This window comes from Pseudomonas sp. C27(2019), from assembly GCF_008807395.1.
GTDB lineage: Bacteria > Pseudomonadota > Gammaproteobacteria > Pseudomonadales > Pseudomonadaceae > Denitrificimonas.
In genome coordinates, this window is record NZ_CP043320.1 from 43978 (window position 1) to 61866 (window position 17889).

18 protein-coding genes are annotated in these 17889 nt (G+C 51.1%); 5 read left to right on the plus strand and 13 right to left on the minus strand.

What is annotated here, in order from left to right:
* Window positions 1-14 precede the first annotated feature (14 nt).
* The gene (locus FXF61_RS00170; RefSeq protein ID WP_151183365.1) at window positions 15-458 is read left to right on the plus strand and encodes a DUF2269 family protein; all 444 of its coding nucleotides are present in this window, start codon (window positions 15-17) and stop codon (window positions 456-458) included.
* Between the two features lies 1 nt (window position 459).
* Here the strand turns inward: FXF61_RS00170 and FXF61_RS00175 are convergent, their stop codons facing one another.
* The 12 genes from FXF61_RS00175 to FXF61_RS00230 form a co-directional block, all read right to left on the minus strand.
* A complete protein-coding gene (locus FXF61_RS00175) occupies window positions 460-987 on the minus strand; it encodes a GDYXXLXY domain-containing protein (RefSeq protein ID WP_151183366.1) in 528 nt (175 codons plus the stop codon).
* Window positions 980-2050, minus strand: a complete 1071-nt coding sequence (locus FXF61_RS00180) for a DUF4401 domain-containing protein (protein ID WP_151183367.1) — start codon at window positions 2048-2050, stop codon at window positions 980-982. Before FXF61_RS00180 ends, FXF61_RS00175 begins: the two co-directional genes overlap by 8 nt.
* A complete protein-coding gene (locus FXF61_RS00185; protein ID WP_151183368.1) occupies window positions 2047-3042 on the minus strand; it encodes a DUF2157 domain-containing protein in 996 nt (331 codons plus the stop codon). The genes FXF61_RS00180 and FXF61_RS00185 overlap by 4 nt, the downstream gene beginning before the upstream one ends.
* 8 nt (window positions 3043-3050) lie before the next feature.
* Window positions 3051-4001 (minus strand): adenosine deaminase, encoded by a 951-nt coding sequence (locus tag FXF61_RS00190; RefSeq protein ID WP_151183369.1) that lies wholly within the window; start codon window positions 3999-4001, stop codon window positions 3051-3053.
* Between the two features lie 137 nt (window positions 4002-4138).
* Window positions 4139-4933 carry a thymidylate synthase gene (locus FXF61_RS00195; protein WP_151183370.1) on the minus strand — a complete coding sequence of 265 codons (795 nt, stop codon included), beginning with the start codon at window positions 4931-4933 and terminating at the stop codon, window positions 4139-4141.
* Window positions 4930-5727, minus strand: coding sequence for a prolipoprotein diacylglyceryl transferase (gene lgt / locus FXF61_RS00200; RefSeq protein WP_151183371.1), 798 nt, complete (start codon window positions 5725-5727; stop codon window positions 4930-4932). Before lgt ends, FXF61_RS00195 begins: the two co-directional genes overlap by 4 nt.
* Before the next feature lie 9 nt (window positions 5728-5736).
* Entirely contained in the window at window positions 5737-6522 is a 786-nt protein-coding gene (locus FXF61_RS00205) for a sulfite exporter TauE/SafE family protein (protein ID WP_151183372.1), read from the minus strand.
* A gap of 90 nt (window positions 6523-6612) precedes the next feature.
* Window positions 6613-7110 (minus strand): GNAT family N-acetyltransferase, encoded by a 498-nt coding sequence (locus FXF61_RS00210; protein WP_306108663.1) that lies wholly within the window; start codon window positions 7108-7110, stop codon window positions 6613-6615.
* Between the two features lie 260 nt (window positions 7111-7370).
* Complete coding sequence (locus tag FXF61_RS00215) at window positions 7371-8672, minus strand: MFS transporter (protein ID WP_151183373.1); 1302 nt, start codon at window positions 8670-8672, stop codon at window positions 7371-7373.
* Between the two features lie 135 nt (window positions 8673-8807).
* Complete coding sequence (locus FXF61_RS00220; RefSeq protein ID WP_151183374.1) at window positions 8808-10403, minus strand: GMC family oxidoreductase; 1596 nt, start codon at window positions 10401-10403, stop codon at window positions 8808-8810.
* Between the two features lie 53 nt (window positions 10404-10456).
* Window positions 10457-11002 carry a twin-arginine translocation signal domain-containing protein gene (locus FXF61_RS00225; RefSeq protein ID WP_151183375.1) on the minus strand — a complete coding sequence of 182 codons (546 nt, stop codon included), beginning with the start codon at window positions 11000-11002 and terminating at the stop codon, window positions 10457-10459.
* A gap of 26 nt (window positions 11003-11028) precedes the next feature.
* Window positions 11029-12435 (minus strand): coniferyl aldehyde dehydrogenase, encoded by a 1407-nt coding sequence (locus tag FXF61_RS00230; protein WP_151183376.1) that lies wholly within the window; start codon window positions 12433-12435, stop codon window positions 11029-11031.
* A 285-nt stretch (window positions 12436-12720) separates the two neighbouring features.
* Between FXF61_RS00230 and glyQ the strand changes: the two genes are divergently transcribed.
* The 4 genes from glyQ to FXF61_RS00250 all read left to right on the plus strand — a co-directional run bounded on the left by glyQ (window position 12721) and on the right by FXF61_RS00250 (window position 17099).
* Window positions 12721-13668, plus strand: coding sequence for a glycine--tRNA ligase subunit alpha (gene glyQ, locus FXF61_RS00235; protein ID WP_151183377.1), 948 nt, complete (start codon window positions 12721-12723; stop codon window positions 13666-13668).
* Window positions 13665-15719, plus strand: coding sequence for a glycine--tRNA ligase subunit beta (glyS, locus tag FXF61_RS00240; RefSeq protein ID WP_151183378.1), 2055 nt, complete (start codon window positions 13665-13667; stop codon window positions 15717-15719). Before glyQ ends, glyS begins: the two co-directional genes overlap by 4 nt.
* Before the next feature lie 61 nt (window positions 15720-15780).
* Window positions 15781-16311 (plus strand): D-glycero-beta-D-manno-heptose 1,7-bisphosphate 7-phosphatase, encoded by a 531-nt coding sequence (gmhB, locus tag FXF61_RS00245; RefSeq protein WP_151183379.1) that lies wholly within the window; start codon window positions 15781-15783, stop codon window positions 16309-16311.
* Between the two features lie 11 nt (window positions 16312-16322).
* Window positions 16323-17099, plus strand: a complete 777-nt coding sequence (locus tag FXF61_RS00250; protein WP_151183380.1) for a 1-acyl-sn-glycerol-3-phosphate acyltransferase — start codon at window positions 16323-16325, stop codon at window positions 17097-17099.
* 500 nt (window positions 17100-17599) lie between these two features.
* On the opposite strand, the gene FXF61_RS00255 is transcribed toward FXF61_RS00250, so the two are convergent.
* Window positions 17600-17830 carry a hexameric tyrosine-coordinated heme protein gene (locus FXF61_RS00255; protein ID WP_022966134.1) on the minus strand — a complete coding sequence of 77 codons (231 nt, stop codon included), beginning with the start codon at window positions 17828-17830 and terminating at the stop codon, window positions 17600-17602.
* Window positions 17831-17889 lie beyond the last annotated feature (59 nt).

Below are 17889 nucleotides of genomic sequence, written 5' to 3' on the forward strand. Positions count from 1 at the left end.
AGGAGTAATACAGTTTGGATAGTTATTTAGTGTTGCGTATCAGTCACAGTGTCCCCGCAGTTTTACTGATTCTGGGTGTGCTTGTGCATATCGCCATTGTTTGGCGTGCTAAAAATAAAGGGCCAGTCGTGCTTGCACAAAAACTACGCCGCACCTGCATGATCAGCTTGCCAGTATTTAGCATACTGGCAGTGACGTTGCCGATAACCGGCTGGTGGTTGAGTCACTTATCAGGTCGACCTTTGAGCCAAATGTGGCTGACGATTAGTATCATTTTGATGCCTGTGCTGTTTATTTTTGGTGGCTTGTTGTACGGCAACCTCAGTCGCTGGCAAACACAGCTGGCCAATGAGCTCGAGACTAGCCCACGCCAGCAAGCCTTTGCCTTGCTTTGGGCAGTGCTAGTGCTGCTTAACTTATTGGTGACCAGCGCCCTGATGGGCGCTAAGCCGTTATAAATTAGCGCTGTGTTGCAGCATCTATAGCTTGCAAAGGCTTGGACTGCCCCAGCGTTTGCAGCTGTGCATCAACTAAGTGGGTCAATATCAGCTGACCCTCTTTGCCAACCCGAAATAGCCCGTATTGTGCTTGCTCATAGACATTGCTAGTGCCTTCTTCAAAGAAGAACGCATTGGTGGCGAACTTGATTTGGCCATTACGTAAGCGAAACTGCAGACGCAATTGGTCATCCTCTAGCTTCTGCTGTGTATCCAGCCCGACCAAGCTGGCGCGCCTCTGTGCATCGAGTTGCACAATAACCTGTCCTGTTAAACTCTCGTTTTTATTATGCAGCTTCCCGCGTATGGCATCGGCCATGGCAAAGCGTAGCGCCATATAATCGCCTTGCATCAATGAGCGCGGATCAACCGGCGCTAACTCTAGCAATACCGTTTCGCCATCTTTGATCAGCTTCTCGTTTTGCCAAATACTGACGTTGACCACAGCAAGAATCAAAAGCGCACAGAACAGAATCAGCCATTTACGCATGTGCCTTGCCCTCGGCTGCCAGAGTGTTTGCATAGCGATTGAGTAGCGCATAAAGACTTAATAAGAGCGCGCCGCTGGTACACAGCAGTATCGACTTATACAGCAGGCTGTTATTTAAACTGTAGTAATAGAGCAGCAGATACAGTGTTAAACATACTAAGTTGAGCCAAATAAGGCGCGTATGCGCGAGCGCCACACCGATGCATAGCAGTAAGCATAAAGGCGCAAGGCCGGGCATTTTAAGGCTAATGAGGCCAATCCCAATGCTGACCAATAGCGCGATAGTGCGCAGCTGAGGTTGCTGCACGCTGCGCTGGATCAGTTGCCAAGCCAGAAACAGACAGACTAAGCTGCTCAATGCGGCGGCAACCCATACTTGGGTGTGCCAGTTGCTAGGTGCCAGGCGCAGCCATGTGAGTTCAGTGCTGTTGGCTAGCAGCGCAATAAAAATCGTTGCGCATAAGGCCAGGGTTAAACCGATAGATGCAGGCTGCAGATAAGCTGCGCCTTTGTAGAGGCGCAAACGATTAAGCCATAGCCAAGCCGCTGCCGCACTGAGCACGGGTTGCGCATACAGCCAAGCGTGCTGCCCAAGCAACCACAGCAATGCAGCACAGGCGAGAAAGACAGCAGTAGCACGTTGGCTACGAACACCCATAGAGGCAAATAAAATCAGTTCCAAGATCAGCAGAGCGGCGGCAGCCAGTTGACCGCTAGCAGAGCTTTCCCAGATGCCATAGACAACAAAGACTTGCCCAGCAAGGCTGCAGGCAAAGGTAAACTGTTCGACAAATAAAGGAATCTTCGCCATGCGGCTGATCCAGATACTGAGCGCGCATAAAACAACGCCCACAGTCCACATACTGCTGGCTTGCGATAAAAAACTGACAAAAAAAGCGGCAATAAACACACAGAAAAATACGGCAGATAACCAACCGCTAGCGCCGAGCAAGATACGCAGGAAAAGAGCAGGAGGCTGATCATCAGGGTTAGGCATTGGCATCTCGCCTGTGACCAAACCAGCCTGTTGCAGTTGTCGCCAGAGTGCAGCGGATTGAGTCATGGCGTGTTCCTAGAACTGCTGGCTAAAGTAGCATGCTGGCTGAGTTTTCTCAGCCAAACCGCACCGGCACTGGATAAACCAGTGACCAGCAGGGCCAGCAGAAAATACAGGCCGTCGTTGGGGAGAATGCCTGAGAACGCATGCGCTAGAGTCGCCACTGTTAATACAATGGCAGCCATAACCAAAGCAGAGAGCATCATCAGGTCGAGCTGACGTAGGCGATACAGATACAACCATAAGGCACTGAACGCAGCCCAAACGGGTAACGTTAGTCCATCAGGGTTTGACCACGAATAGACATAGCCAATCGCTAAGACAGTAATGATCAGCAAGCTGTATAGATTGATCACGCGCTCACCCCAGCGCAGCAGGCGCGTTGCCGATAAGCGCTGGGTTGCTAGCATCCACAGGCCAGCAGCAGCGCTATTCAAGGCGAAGAAAGACCAGCCCAGATTGCTAAAGGGTGCGAATAAATGGCGGATAGAGAGAACATTCAGCGCCAACACCAGGCTCACATTGAGCAAGACCAGCAGTAACAGCCACAGCGCTGGCATACGAGCGAGCAGCACCCAAGGCGTGATCAACGCCGCCCAGACTACAAATAACTCATAGGTGTCAGCGCCGCTTTGATAGGTCTGCCCAACCAGCGCCAGCAGCGCACCGACTAATAAACTGGCGGCAAACATCGCTGCTTGGCCAGCAGGCTGCTGCAGATTAACCCGCAGCAAAGGCAGTAATGACACAATTAACGCGCCTTGGGCGAGGGCAAATTTGCTATAGCGGCTTAAGTTATCCCAGTTATAGGCAAAAAAGAAAATCACGCCACTGCATAGCAGCAATACGGCAAAAGCCAACACCACACGGCTGAGAAAACGCAGATTATTCGCAGCGCTGGGTATACTGTTGGTGACAGCCAGCGCTTGCTCAAGTTTGTCAGCAGCGAGGTGGCCACTGGCTGCCCAATCGAGGATCTGCTGCCTGCTGGCTGACATTATCGTGATTACGGCGCTAAACGTGCGTTAAGGCTATTTTCTGCCAAGCGCTGGGCTTGCTCTTTAGTCATGCCTAAATCTGTATACAGCGCATGAAAGTTCTCGGTCAAATAACCACCAAAATAGGCAGGGTCATCTGAGTTGACGGTGACCATCGCGCCTTGCTCAAGCATCTGTAAAATTGGATGCTCGCTCATTTCTTGGTAGACCCGCAGTTTGGTGTTGGACAGCGGGCATACGGTGAGGGGGATTTGCTCTTCAATCAAGCGCGCCATTAAGCGTTGATCTTCCCAAGCACGCACGCCGTGGTCGATACGGCTGACTTTAAGTAAATCCAAGGCCTGCCAAATGTACTCTGGTGGGCCTTCTTCACCGGCATGGGCCACGGCTAAGAATCCTTCAGCGCGGGCTTTGGCAAAGACATTGCTAAATTTGCTGGGCGGATGGCCTGCTTCTGAGCTGTCCAGACCGACGGCAAAAAACAAATCACGAAACGGCATCGCTTGCTGCAAGGTGGCAAAGGCTTCGTCTTCAGGTAAATGCCGTAAAAAGCTGAGAATTAAGCCGCTGCTGATGCCCAGTAAGTCCCGCGCATCAGCCAAGGCTTCACTGATGCCAGTGATCGCCACTTCCATGGAAACGCCGCGTGCCGTGTGCGTTTGCGGGTCAAAGAAGGGCTCAACATGGATGACGTTCTGCTCTTCACATTTCTTTAAATAGGCCCAAGTCAGGTCGTAAAAGTCCTGCTCAGTTTGCAAGACATTGGCACCTTGATAATAGATGTCCAAAAATTCCTGCAAATTATTGAAGTTATAGGCACTACGCAGCGTTTCAACAGAGTCCCAAGGCAGCTTGATTTTATTATGCTCAGCCAGTTGGAACATCAACTCAGGTTCTAATGAGCCTTCTAAATGCATGTGCAGTTCTGCTTTGGGTAGTGCGTTTAGCCAGTCGTACATAGCGAAACCTATAGTGTTGGAGTGGCAGGCTTAGCACGCTGGTGGAACGCTGAGCCTGCGCTGAAAAATGTTGTGCTTGAGCAGCATAGTAAAACAATGCTGCTCAATAAGCAGTTAACCAATAGCCGATACCTGTCTTAAACAGCCACTTTAGCCTTGATATGTGGGTGCGCCTGATAATCACAGAGCTCAAAGTCATCAATGCTAAAGTCGAAAATTGAGCTGACTTGAGGATTGATTTTCATGGTAGGTAAGGCAAATGGCTCACGGCTCAGTTGTTCTTCAACTTGATCCATATGATTGGAATACAGATGGCAGTCGCCCCCGCTCCAAATAAAGTCACCCAGCTTCAGGCCACAGACCTGTGCCACCATCATGGTTAGCAGGGCATAGCTGGCAATGTTAAAGGGCACGCCAAGGAAAATATCTGCTGAACGCTGATAGAGCTGGCAGCTGAGTTTGCCGTCAGCCACATAAAACTGAAACAGTGCATGGCAGGGCGGTAAGGCCATATCATCAACCAAGGCTGGATTCCATGCGCTGACCATTAAGCGGCGCGAATCAGGGTTGTTTTTAATCATCGCAATCACGTTGCTGATTTGATCAATTGACTCGCCATTGGGCGTTGGCCAGTTACGCCATTGATAGCCGTAGACGGGGCCTAAATCGCCATTTTCATCGGCCCACTCATCCCAAATCCGTACACCATTGTCTTTGAGGTATTTGATATTGGTATCGCCCTGCAAAAACCACAGCAGCTCATGAATGATGGATCTTAAGTGGCACTTTTTCGTGGTGACCAGTGGAAAGCCTGCGTTTAAATCAAAACGCATTTGGTGGCCAAACACGCTGCGTGTACCGGTGCCGGTGCGGTCGCTTTTATCCACACCCTGATCGCGCACATGACGCATTAAGTCGAGATACTGTTTCATTGTTGTGCCACCTCTTGACGCTTATATGCAAATACAATTAAGCCAATACCGCCGACAATCATTGGGATGCACAGTACTTGGCCCATGGTCAGCCAGTCAAAGGCTAAGTAACCCAGTTGTGCATCAGGGACGCGGACGAATTCGACAATAAAGCGGAAGATGCCGTAACACAATGCAAACATGCCAGAGATGGCCATGGTCGGGCGTGGCTTGCGTGAATACAGCCATAAAATGACAAACAGGGCGACGCCTTCCAAGGCAAACTGATACAGCTGCGAGGGGTGCCGAGCCAGTTGTTCTGGATCAGTAGGGAAAATCATCGCCCATGGCACATCAGTGGCTTTGCCCCAGAGTTCAGCATTAATAAAATTACCGATGCGGCCAGCGCCCAAACCGATCGGAACCAAGGGCGCAATAAAGTCCATTAGCTGGAAAAAACTTTTCTTATGCTTGCGACCAAACAACCAGACCGCCAGCATCACCCCAAGAAAGCCACCATGGAAAGACATCCCACCTTCCCAAATACGCAGCACCAGCGCTGGGTTATCAATATAGGCGGCCATATCGTAAAACAGCACATAGCCTAAACGCCCACCTATGATGATGCCCATCGCTACCCAGAACACTAAGTCAGACAGTGTGTCTTTCGTCCACTGCGCATCAAAGCGGTGTAAGCGACGACTGGCCAACCACCAGGCACCGCCAATGCCGACTAAGTACATTAAGCCGTACCAGTGAATTTTGAGCGGCCCAAGGGCAATGGCCACAGGGTCAATGTTGGGGTAACTGAGCATGTGAAATCCTTAGTTAAGCAAAAAACTGAGGCCAACAATGGTTAGCAGCAGGGCAAATAAGCGCTTCAATAACAGCGCTGAAAGCTTATGTGCGAGTTTGGCACCAAAGCGTGCAAAAAACACTGATGTCAGTGCAATGCCCAGTAGCGCGGGTAAGTAAACAAAGCCTAGGCTCCACTCTGGCAGCTGGCTGTCCTGCCAGCCGGTGACCATAAATACCACAGCACCGGCCAGCGCAATTGGAAAACCACAGGCGGCAGAAGTTGCCACCGCTTTTTGGATAGGCACACTGCGCCACACCAGAAAAGGTACTGTGAGTGAACCGCCGCCAATACCAAAGATGGCTGAGGCCCAACCAATCACGCCACCGGCAGCGATCAGCTCAGGGCGTTGCGGCTGTGGGCGTGCGGCTTTAGGTGTGAGATTCAGCGCCAGTTGAATCGCCATACAAATCGCGAAGACGCCGATAATCTTTTGCAATGCTGGGCCGTTAATCAACGCAGCGGTCACGCCGCCAACCGCCGCACCGGCAAGAATCCCAGGGGTCAGCCAGCGAAACATGTCCCATTGCACCGCGCCACGGCGGTGGTGTTCGCGAATTGAATTAATCGAAGTGAAAACAATCGTCGCTAAGGATGTGCCGACCGCTAAATGCGTTAGGATTTCAGGGGCAAAGCCTTGGGTGCTAAAGCTAAACACCAGCACAGGCACAATAATCAGCCCGCCGCCTACACCAAATAAGCCGGCTAACACGCCTGCGGCAGCACCGAGCAGTAAATAAAGCGCAAATTCCATACACTGTCCTCGCCGGTTGCCAGCGTTGTGTTGATTAAAAGGGGATAGAAGAACTGTATGTGCGCAGGTTACGCTGCTCTTCAGTCATTATCATAAGCTTCTTTGCATATACACTGCAGGCACACCGTAGGACTCCAACGCATCGGCTTGTTCAGGGTTGACTGTGTCTTGTTTTTCAAAGCCTAAGCGCTGCCAAAAAGGAGCAGAGTCCTGCACTGAAACTAAAGCGCAGTGTTGTAACCCGGCAGCACGGGCAATATTAAACTTATGCTTAACCAAGCTGGGGCCAATACCACGTTTCAGTGCGCGGGGTGCAACTGCTAGGTCATGCAAGTACAGGCAGTCGCTGTGTGGCGGCTCGAGAAATAGACCGTCGAGTGGCGTGATTGCGCCTTGCTGTGAGCGATAGCTGAATAAGTAACCACAAATACCGCGCTTATCTTCAGCGACCAGAGCCAAGTCTGGAGCTTGGGCAAAGCGCTGAGCAACAATTCCAGGTGCTTCTTGCAGTACATCGGGATAGACATCGAGCTGGATGTCCATAATTGCTACTAAATCATCAGTGCGCATGAGGCGGAGTGTATGCATGGCGTTGTCGGTCAATTAAAACAGCTATTCTAAAGCCATGCGCCTACTTTGTCAGGTCGGCGTGCGGGGTAGCTGTTTAATGCACGCAGAGCTGCCAACAGAGCACCCTGTTTTGGCTGGAATAAGCATCTATGGATGCAACTGCGGACAGACAGACTAACAGGTGATAGGGCTGGCGTTAGATTGCACGCCCAGTCTGCATTCTCAGTGCTGGGCGTGCCTAGACCATGCGGGCTGGGGTTTAACCTGCATTCTACGCATTAATAATGTTGCTCTTCTGATTCCTCAGGAATATCAGGTAATGGGCAGTCTTGCATCTGCTCGTATACGTGACTTTCTTCAATACGCGGGTCAAGCGCAGCGGCTAAAGGTGAGCTGCTGATACCATCGGGCATATAAATATGCTGCAAGGGCGCTTCATCGCTGAGAGTCTCACCAGTAATCACCTGAGAACGAACACGGATAGTGATATACATGGCAAATAAGCTAAAGGATAAAAACAACATGTTCGGTCCAAGAGTCTTCATTAGCGCACCGACTAAAAGCGGACTGATACTTGCACCTAGGCCAAAGGTGGTCAGTAATACCGCAGTCAGCGACACACGCTTTTCAGCTTCAATATTGTCATTAGCAAAGGCCACTGCCAGCGGATAAAGGCTAAATAACAACACGCAGGTGAAACAACCGCCAATAAAAACAAGCAGGATAGGGAGGTCATTCCAGATAGCTTGCGGTAGTGCAATCAACATTAGCAGAGCACTGCAAAAACGGATCAGTTTAGGGCGATCGACGCGATCAGACAGCCAGCCCAGCGGGCCTTGTACCATTAGACCTGCAACAATACAGGTGGCCATAAAGAAACCGATCATTTGCGTGGATAAGCCGATACGGCTGGCGTATAAAGGCGCTAAACCATAAAAAGAACCAACCATTGCACCGGCTGCTAAGCTGGTAATCATTGAGAGTGGTACACGCTTGAAAAAATAGCGTGGCTCCAGCGGTGCTGGGTGCAAAGGCTCCGGGTGAATGCGTCGAGTGAGCGCTACCGGCACCAAGCATAATGAAAAACATAGGGCAACAAGCAGCAGCAGGTTAATGTCTAATTCAGGCATTGCTGCCAACACCAGCTGACCTAAAACCATGCCGAGGTAGGAGGCCATCATATAGCCAGAGAACACCATGCCGCGCTCATTGGAAGTGCTTTGCTCATTGAGCCAACTTTCCACCACCATGTACATCGACATCATGCAAAGACCGACCACAACACGCAGTGCTAGCCATGCGGGTAAACTTTCAGTTATACCGTGCAGTAAAACAGCGGCGGTGACAATACCTGCACTGGCGACATAGGTTCGAATATGTCCGACACGGGCGATCAGGCGGTGGCCGAGCTTACCGCCCAGCACCAAGCCTAAGTAAAAGCCGGTCATTAAAGCACCGACCCAGATACCATCAGCCCGCTCAGCCACATGCAGAGCTAAATAGGTACTTAGCAAACCGGAGCCGAGCAGCATCAAAAGGGTGGCAAAATATAATGATCTAAATGACTTCAAAACTGACATGCGGCATCCCACTGAGCAAAGCGTGAAGAGTGAATAACTTATAACTATCAGCTCTGCGCAGAAAAGCCCAGAAAAGAGTGGCTAGTCTACGCGCGACAGGCCTTGGCGACCAACAGATTACAATGATTTTTAGCTTTAATCGCTCGTCAGTCGCTGGATCAGCCTCTCGCTTAATAAAGCGCACAGCGCATAAATGGACAGTTGTGGGTTGGCACCAATGCTGGTTGGAAATAAAGAGCCATCGTGAATGGATAGATTCTCCAGTTGATGATGCACGCCTAAACTATTGGTCACACCCCGTTTGGCGTCGTCACTCATAGCACAACCGCCCATCACATGGGCGCTGCCTAAGCGTGCACGGTATAAAGATAAGTCCAAGCCATCGATCAGAGTTTTAGCGCTGGGGAGGTCTGTTACGTAGTCAGCATCAGCATGTACTGGGAAAACTTTTTGCGCGCCGGCAGCAAACTGAATCTCGGCCATGCTGTGATAGGCGCGGCGGATACCGTCCCACGTATAGGGTGTCATCTGATAATCCAAGACAGGGCTACCATCACTGCGTAATTCCACGGTGCCGCTGGCGCTGTCAGGGTGAAAGCCGTCGCGCATTAAGGCGATCATCATGTGGGTGTTGGGCAGTTGCGCCATGCGCTGTGCATTCAGCTCACCGTAGCTGCCAAGAATGGTCGCGGCAAAGGCAGGGTGCAGCGGTGGTACTTCAAGCTTGTAGCCAATCGGTCCGCTGGCGCCGTTACGCCATTGGAAGTGATCGCTGTAAATGGATTGCGGTGCGCCGTAAAAGGGATTTACCTGATCGGCAAACTGCGCTGCGGAAAAGTTGGTTGTGTGTAAAAAGGTGCGCTTGCCACAGCGTTGGTGTGGATCGGGCGCTTTTGAGCGCATTAAAATCGCTGGGGTATTGATACCGCCGCCGGCGAGAATATAGTGCTTGGCGCGAATTATGATTTTGTGACCACTGCGCTCGACACCACGGGCATCTAGGGCATGACATTGCAGCTGTTGCACACGGTCCTTTTCAATTATTAAGCGTTCGGCGCGGGCTAAATACAGCAGGCTGCCGCCCTTGTTTAAGCTGGCAGGAATGCTGGTGACCAGCATCGATTGTTTGGCGTTAATCGGGCAGCCCATACCGCAATAGCCTAGGTTGGCGCAGCCGCGCACATTACGCGGAATCACTGCCCAGTCCAGATTCAGTGCTGCGCAGCCGCGCTTGATCACTTCATTGTTGGCGTTGGCGGGAACTGACCAAGGCGCGACGCCAAGGCGTTGCTCTAAGCGTTCAAACCAAGGGCGTAGGGTGTCTTTGTCTAAACCACTGACCGCATGCTCGTGCGTCCAATGCTCAAGGGTTTCAGGTGGTGTACGAAAACTGGAGGTCCAGTTAATCAGCGTGGTGCCGCCCACTGCACGGCCCTGCATAATCGTGATGGCGCCGTCTTTACTCATGCGCCCCATGCCTTCTTGATACAGCTCGCTGTAGGCCTCGGGTTCTTGCATTTTGAAGTCAGTGCTGGTGCGCAATGGTCCTTCTTCAACGATCAATACGCGCAGGCCCGCAGCGCTTAATAACTCAGCACTGGTTGCGCCGCCAGCGCCACTGCCGACAATCACTACATCTGCTTCCAGTTGCAGGTCGTTGTCTAATAGCGAGGCATTGTGTACTTGCCAACCGCTGTCGATGCCTTGCAGGAAAGGGTCTGGAATGGACATAGGGGCTCTCGATATTGTTATTGTGGAAAAAAACTTGAGCGTGCTGCTTGCGATTATTGCAGTACGGGTGGGCCAGGGTAGCCGCAGTGTTGCCAGGCACTGGGCTGGCCATAATGGGCGAGCATGGCCAGTTGCAATAGGGCGTTATGGCCCATTTTTAATAAGTCAAAACGGCTGTTTTCCCAGCGTTTAAGAAAGTGTTGAATATCTGCAGTTGATGCGTTTGGCCAAGCACCCCAAACTCCAGTTAACGGGCCCCGGGTCAGCGGGTTGTTGAGAACGTCGAACAGTTGCAAAGTGAGTTTGCGCATCGCTGGCGAAAAGCTGGCCAAATTATCGTCAATGGCGCGTAGCGTGCTGTGTAGGTGACTGCTCATCTGCTCTGTACTGATTGCGCCGCTGTAGAGCACCGGCAGCAGCGCACTTAAACACTCTAGATCATCACCGCGCAGCACTAAAAAACCGCTGCTCGCCGGCTCGCTGCTGCAGCCGGTCAGGCTGGCTGAAAGGCTGAGTACACTCAAGGTCGCTGCAGAAGCAGCGCTGAGTTTGAGAAAGCTGCGCCGAGAATACTCGGCACTCTGAACAGTGTGGGGCATGGCTTAGCCTCGCATTTGGTACTGGTTTAGCGCACAAAAAATCTCAAAATCAGCTTTTGCAGCCAACCGCCATAGGGTGGGTAAATCAGCTTGGCGGCATTCAATTTCTGCTTGCTGAATACGGCCTTACTATGGCTAAAAGTTAAGAACCCTTCGTGCGCATGATAATGACCCATGCCGGACGGGCCGATACCGCCAAAGGGCAAATCATGCTGCGCCACATGCAGCAGCGTATCGTTAATACACACGCCACCGGCATGGCTGTTATGCAGCACATGCTGTTGTTCGGCGCGCTCATAACCAAAATAATACAGCGCTAAAGGCCGTGGCCGCTGACGAATGTAAGCTAAGGCATCATCCAGCGTTTGGTAGCTGACGATGGGTAAAATTGGGCCGAAGATTTCATCCTGCATCACGCGCATGTCATCAGTTACGTTCAGCAATAGGGTTAAAGGCATGCGCTGGCCTTGCCCTTCTGCATGCATGGCAATTGCCTCTGCACCTTTATTGGTGGCATCGCTAAGGGTGTCTTGCAAGCGCTGCTGATGCTGTGGATTGATAATGGCTGTGTAGTCAGGGTTGTCGGCCAGTTTTGGATAGAATTTGAGTACGGTGCTGCGCATTGCTTCGACAAACTCATCAACGCGTGTTTCTGGCACTAGAATATAGTCGGGGGCGACGCAGGTTTGGCCTGAGTTGACCATTTTGCCAAAGGCAATTCGCTCGGCGGCTTCAGTTAACGGCATGTCCGCGCTGATAATCGCCGGAGATTTGCCGCCTAACTCTAAGGTGACTGGGGTAAGGTTTTTTGCAGCAGCACGCATCACATGTTTACCGACCTGGCTTGAGCCGGTAAACAGCAGGTGATCAAACGGCAGTTCGGAAAACGCGGCGGCCAGGTCCGCTTCACCCTGCACCACACAAACCAAGTCTTCTGAGAATATCCGCGCTAATAACTCTTTCAGCAATTGCGCTGTACGCGGGGTGTGCTCACTCATCTTGATCATCACCCGGTTACCCGCCGCCAGTGCGCCAGTTAAGGGGCCGATGCTTAAAAATAACGGGTAGTTCCACGGCACAATCACACCCACCACACCGAGTGGCTGGTAGATCACCTTGGCTGAGGCGGGTTGAAAAGCGATGCCGACTTTACGCAGTGATGGTTTCATCCAGCGCTTAATACGTTTACAAGCATAATCAATACCTTCAAGACTGGGCATTAATTCGGCTAACAAGGTTTCATTATGACTGCGATGGCTAAAATCCGCGCTGATGGTCTCGGCTAGCAGCTTCTTTTCACTGACCAACACGCCGCGTAAAGCACGTAACCATTCAATGCGTTGCTCAGCGCTGGGCATGGGTTGCGCCTGAAAAGCCTGTTGTTGCGCGCTTAATAAATCGCTTAAAGCGTTTATTGGGGTGTTATTGGACATGATGAAGCCCGTCAGCAATCAAGTGAATCTTTGTTTTAGAGCCTTTGTTGTGCAGGGTCAAGCGATAGCAGATTCGAGAACCGTGCGGTCTAAATAACGACAGAAGCGGAGCCTAGTTTGGCGCAGGATTAGCCTCTCTGCTGCATACATTAATTGGTGTGCTAAATATTCTCAGCGACTGGCTATTAATAATGTGCGCTGCAGCGACGAATGCCCGCTGCGGAAGCGCCCGTATTTGGGTATACTCCCAAGCTTTCTGCCCATCTTTAATTGTGGATATCTATTGTGACCCAGACAACCGCCGCCGTGCGTACCTTCCAAGATCTGATTCTCGCCTTGCAGAGCTTTTGGGCTGAGCAGGGCTGTGTGGTGCTGCAACCCTACGATATGGAAATGGGTGCTGGCACCTTCCATACCGCAACCTTTTTACGCGCTTTAGGTCCAGAAACCTGGAACGCCGCTTATGTGCAGCCGTCACGCCGTCCCACCGATGGCCGTTATGGCGATAACCCCAACCGCTTGCAACATTATTATCAGTTCCAGGTGGTGCTCAAGCCCAACCCAGATAATATCCAAGAGCTGTATCTAGAGTCTTTGCGCCATATTGGTGTTGATCCTCTGGTGCACGATATTCGTTTTGTCGAAGACAACTGGGAGTCACCGACATTAGGCGCCTGGGGCTTAGGCTGGGAAGTCTGGCTCAATGGCATGGAGGTCACTCAGTTTACTTATTTCCAGCAAGTGGGTGGTATTGAGTGCTATCCGGTGACCGGTGAGATCACCTACGGCCTTGAGCGTTTAGCCATGTACATTCAGGGCGTAGATTCAGTGTATGACCTGATCTGGACCGATGGCCCCTTTGGTACAGTGACCTATGGTGATGTGTTCCACCAAAACGAAGTGGAGCAGTCCACTTATAACTTTGAGCATGCCAACGTCGAAAAGCTTTTTGAACAGTTTGATTTTTACGAAAATGAAGCGGCACGTTTAAGCTTGTTGAATTTACCGTTACCCAGTTATGAAATGGTGTTGAAAGCCTCGCACACCTTTAACTTGCTGGATGCGCGTCGTGCTATTTCGGTGACTGAGCGTCAGCGTTATATTTTGCGTGTGCGTACCTTGGCGCGAGCAGTGGCGCAAAGTTATTTAGAAGCGCGGGCCAAATTAGGCTTTCCTATGGCGCCAGATGCATTGCGTGATGAAGTATTGGCCAAGCTGGAGATTGAACAATGAGTGCGCGTGACTTTTTAGTTGAACTGGGTACCGAAGAGCTGCCACCCAAAACGCTCAACACCTTAGCCAAGGCTTTTTCTGATGGCATTAAAAAAGGCTTGCAAGCTGCCGGTTTAAGCCATGGCGCTGTGCAAGTGTATGCGGCGCCGCGCCGTTTGGCAGTAATGATTGAGCAACTGGCCGAGCGTCAAGATGACCGAACCCAAGCAATGGACGGCCCGCCGGTTAAAGCTGCGTTTGATGAGCAAGGTGAGCCGACCAAGGCAGCTTTGGGTTTTGCGCGTAAATGTGGCGTTGAGATTGGTGAGATTGATCGCAGTGGTGCCAAATTACGTTTTGAGCAGCACATTGCAGGGCAGGACACCGTTGGCTTATTGCCAAGCATTGTCACTGAATCGCTGAATGCCTTGCCGATTGCTAAGCGTATGCGCTGGGGTGCGCGCAAAGAAGAGTTTGTGCGTCCGACGCAGTGGTTGGTGATGCTGTTTGGTGAGGATATCGTTGATTGCACGATTTTAGCGCAAACCGCAGGCCGTGCCTCACGCGGTCACCGTTTCCATCACAACAGCGATGTGGTGCTCAATCAGCCCAGTGATTATGTTGAAGCCCTGCGCAACGCCTATGTCTTGGTTGATTTTGCCGAGCGCCGTGCCTTGATTGAAAATCGTGTCAATAAGCTGGCGACCGAGCAGCAAGGCACCGCTATTATGCCAGCCTCGTTATTGGATGAAGTTACCGCTTTGGTTGAGTGGCCAGTACCGCTGGTGTGCTCATTTGAAGAGCATTTCCTCGATGTACCGCAAGAAGCGTTGATTATTACCATGCAAGACAATCAGAAGTATTTCTGCTTGTTGGATAGTCAAGGCGCGTTATTGCCGCGCTTTATTACCGTAGCCAATATTGAAAGCCGTGATCCACAGCAAGTGATTTCTGGTAATGAAAAAGTTGTGCGTCCACGCTTAACTGATGCTGAGTTTTTCTATCTGCAAGACCAAAAAGAGCCGCTGGAGTCATTCAACGAGCGCCTGAAAAATGTGGTGTTCCAAGCACAATTGGGCAGTGTTTATGATAAAGCCGTGCGTGTATCGACACTGGCCGCTGTAATTGCTGAAAAAATCGGTAGCAACCCAGAGCATGCCGCGCGTGCCGGTTTGTTATCCAAATGTGACCTAGCCACTGAAATGGTTGGTGAGTTCCCTGAGATGCAGGGGATTGCCGGCTATTACTATGCAAAAAATGATGGCGAGGCCGGCGATATCGCGCTGGCATTAAATGAGCAATATATGCCGCGTGGTGCTGGCGCTGAACTGCCGACAACACCGACCGGTGCCGCTGTTGCGGTGGCCGATAAACTGGATACCTTGGTTGGTATTTTCGGTATCGGTATGCTGCCCACCGGCAGTAAAGACCCCTATGCATTACGTCGTGCTGCGCTAGGTGTGCTGCGGGTGTTGATTGAAAAACAGCTGGATGTTGATTTGGCTGAGTTGGTGACCATCGCTATCGCCCAATATGCCGATAAAGTTGATAGTGCAGGCCTCGCAGAAAAAATCTTAGACTTTATCTTTGATCGACTACGCGCGCGTTATGAAGACGCCGGTGTGGATGTGGCTGTCTACCAAGCGGTGCGTGCTGTGCACCCGATGTCGCCGTTAGATTTTGATCAGCGTGTGCAAGCGGTGCAAAACTTCCGCGCCTTACCTGAAGCGCAAGCCTTGGCTGCAGCCAATAAGCGCGTGTCTAACTTGCTGGGTAAAAACGCCTCTGAGCAAGCTGAGGCAGTGCAAGCACGTTACTTTGATAGCCCCGCTGAGTTTGCCTTATATGCGGCCTTGCAGCAGGCACTACAGGCGGTTGCGCCTTTGGCTGAAAACCATCAGTACACTGAGATATTGACGCGCTTGGCCAGCTTACATGAGCCGGTCGACGCCTTCTTTACTGCAGTGATGGTTAACGCTGATGAGCCGAGTGTGCGCGCCAATCGGCATGCGCTATTGGCGCAGTTAAGAGGGTTGTTCTTAGGTGTGGCAGATATTTCTGTATTGGATTAATGCACGGTAGGCGTGCGGTGGGTTTGATGCCAGTTAAGCTCACCGTGCGTAAGGAACACCTATGAAGTTGATAATACTCGATCGTGATGGCGTGATTAATTACGACTCGGATGATTACATTAAAACAGTCGATGAGTGGGTTGCGCTGCCCGGTGCACTGGATGCTATTGCACGGCTCAGTCGCGCGGGTTGGACTGTCACCGTTGCTACCAATCAATCGGGTTTGGCGCGCGGCTATTACAGCGTGCCCACCTTAGAGTCAATGCATCAAATTTTGCGTGATGAAGTGCAGCAGCGCGGCGGCCATTTGGGCTTGATTAGCTATTGTCCGCATGGCCCTGATGATGGATGCGGGTGCCGTAAGCCGCGAGCCGGCTTGCTGGAGCAGATTGCCGAGCACTATAAAACAGAGTTGGATAATGTGTGGTTTGTTGGCGATAGCTTGCGTGACTTGCAGGCGGCTGTGGCCGTCAATGCGCAACCTGTCTTGGTATACACGGGTAAAGGTGAGCAAACGGCTGAAAAGCCGGTGCCTGATAACACTTTAAAGTTTGCTGATTTATCAGCAGTTGCAGATCATTTATTAGGTTAAAGGCTAAGAATATGGGCGTCATTTACGGATTAAGAACGGTCGTTTTTTATCTTTTACTGGGCTTAAGCGCGCTTATTTGGTGTTTGATCAGCTTGTTGATTGCGCCGTTCTTACCTTTTGCAGCACGTTACCGCTTTATCAATGTGTATTGGTGTCGGTTTGCCGTGGGATTAGCTAAATACATAATTGGTTTGGATTATCGGGTGACCGGTGCAGAAAATATTCCAACTGAGCGCTGCGTGATTTTGGCTAAACACCAAAGCACTTGGGAGACGTTCTTTTTATCAGCGTACTTTCAGCCGCTCAGCCAAGTGTTAAAAAAAGAGCTATTGCGCGTGCCGTTTTTTGGCTGGGCAATGGCGATGCTCAAGCCCATTGCGATTGACCGTGATAACCCCAAGCAAGCGCTTAAACAACTGGCCGTGCAAGGCGCTGAGCGCTTAGAGCAAAACTGTTGGGTGCTGATTTTTCCTGAGGGTACGCGTATTCCGGTCGGGCAAATTGGCAAGTTTTCGCGTGGCGGTGCTTCTCTAGCGGTGAATGCGGGTTTGCCGGTTTTGCCGATAGCACATAATGCGGGAATGTTTTGGCCTAAAGTGGGTTGGGGCAAAAAGCCCGGAACGATTGAGGTTGTAATTGGTCAGCCGCTTTACGCTGAAGGTGAAGGGCCGCGTGCCATTGCTGAGTTGAATCAACGGGCTTTTGAGTGGATTGCGCAGGCTCAGTACGATATTGGTGCGTTAGATGCTGAGTATTTTGCTGAGATTCAGGCGCAGTCGGCTAAGTGATTTCTCTCTTTTGATAGGCGTCGTGTGTGTTGGTTTTTTGTTTAATATGGTTGCCTGTTCGGGTGACTGATTCGCAACAGTTGACTGCACAGAGCGTGTTATAGGTCTTTGCGCGTATGACGCACCCCGCTACTGTCGTTTTTCCCTTAACGAATCCATCCTGGCTTCGATGCGGGCGCTACGCCATCCTTGGCTTCGCTTGTCACGACAATAGCGAAGTGCTTGTAACCTTTAGTGCCGACTGCTGGATTTGGACGCATTGTGCTGCAGTTGCTCTGGCGTCGAATGAGCCAGTTCAGAGTTCAATTTTGGCGCGACGCTCTCCAAAGTTTCCTTGGTCATGATAAATAGTGGAGTGCTTGTAACTCTTAGTGCCGACTCCTAGCTGCAGATATTGAAGTTGAGTGCATTGTGTGGGTTGTGTATCTGTGCGCTTGGCGCACTTGTCATTTAAGTGTTTAAACAGACAAGACGCCAAGCTGCGCTTTAAAGCGTATAGATTAACTGCGCCAGTAGTTGTTGGCTGCAGATACCGTTTGGAAGTTGATGGCAATGACTTGTGATGCTGCAGTCAAACCATCCGCTGACTCTGCATAAGCAGAACGTAGCGCTTTCAACGTTTCCATATCGGGTTGGGTGTATTTCACACCGCGGCGGCTCAGCGTTATAGCTAACTCAAAGCCTTCTTGCGGCGTGGCCGTGATCAGGGAAGGAAGCCAAGTGTCAGTCATCGTTATATCCTTTTTATTGTTGCTTATTAAAGATAATTGCAGTGGCAAAGTTGCCTTGT

Excerpts from the sequence above, each read along its gene's own strand:
- FXF61_RS00205 (WP_151183372.1), bottom strand. The coding sequence starts at position 6,522 with ATGGAATTTGCGCTTTATTTACTGCTCGGTGCTGCCGCAGGCGTGTTA.
- glyS (WP_151183378.1), top strand. The coding sequence starts at position 13,665 with ATGAGTGCGCGTGACTTTTTAGTTGAACTGGGTACCGAAGAGCTGCCA.
- lgt (WP_151183371.1), bottom strand. The coding sequence starts at position 5,727 with ATGCTCAGTTACCCCAACATTGACCCTGTGGCCATTGCCCTTGGGCCG.
- FXF61_RS00180 (WP_151183367.1), bottom strand. The coding sequence starts at position 2,050 with ATGACTCAATCCGCTGCACTCTGGCGACAACTGCAACAGGCTGGTTTG.
- FXF61_RS00175 (WP_151183366.1), bottom strand. The coding sequence starts at position 987 with ATGCGTAAATGGCTGATTCTGTTCTGTGCGCTTTTGATTCTTGCTGTG.
- gmhB (WP_151183379.1), top strand. The coding sequence starts at position 15,781 with ATGAAGTTGATAATACTCGATCGTGATGGCGTGATTAATTACGACTCG.
- FXF61_RS00225 (WP_151183375.1), bottom strand. The coding sequence starts at position 11,002 with ATGCCCCACACTGTTCAGAGTGCCGAGTATTCTCGGCGCAGCTTTCTC.
- FXF61_RS00195 (WP_151183370.1), bottom strand. The coding sequence starts at position 4,933 with ATGAAACAGTATCTCGACTTAATGCGTCATGTGCGCGATCAGGGTGTG.
- FXF61_RS00250 (WP_151183380.1), top strand. The coding sequence starts at position 16,323 with ATGGGCGTCATTTACGGATTAAGAACGGTCGTTTTTTATCTTTTACTG.
- FXF61_RS00210 (WP_306108663.1), bottom strand. The coding sequence starts at position 7,110 with ATGCATACACTCCGCCTCATGCGCACTGATGATTTAGTAGCAATTATG.
- FXF61_RS00230 (WP_151183376.1), bottom strand. The coding sequence starts at position 12,435 with ATGTCCAATAACACCCCAATAAACGCTTTAAGCGATTTATTAAGCGCG.
- FXF61_RS00185 (WP_151183368.1), bottom strand. The coding sequence starts at position 3,042 with ATGTCAGCCAGCAGGCAGCAGATCCTCGATTGGGCAGCCAGTGGCCAC.
- FXF61_RS00255 (WP_022966134.1), bottom strand. The coding sequence starts at position 17,830 with ATGACTGACACTTGGCTTCCTTCCCTGATCACGGCCACGCCGCAAGAA.
- FXF61_RS00215 (WP_151183373.1), bottom strand. The coding sequence starts at position 8,672 with ATGTCAGTTTTGAAGTCATTTAGATCATTATATTTTGCCACCCTTTTG.
- FXF61_RS00190 (WP_151183369.1), bottom strand. The coding sequence starts at position 4,001 with ATGTACGACTGGCTAAACGCACTACCCAAAGCAGAACTGCACATGCAT.
- FXF61_RS00220 (WP_151183374.1), bottom strand. The coding sequence starts at position 10,403 with ATGTCCATTCCAGACCCTTTCCTGCAAGGCATCGACAGCGGTTGGCAA.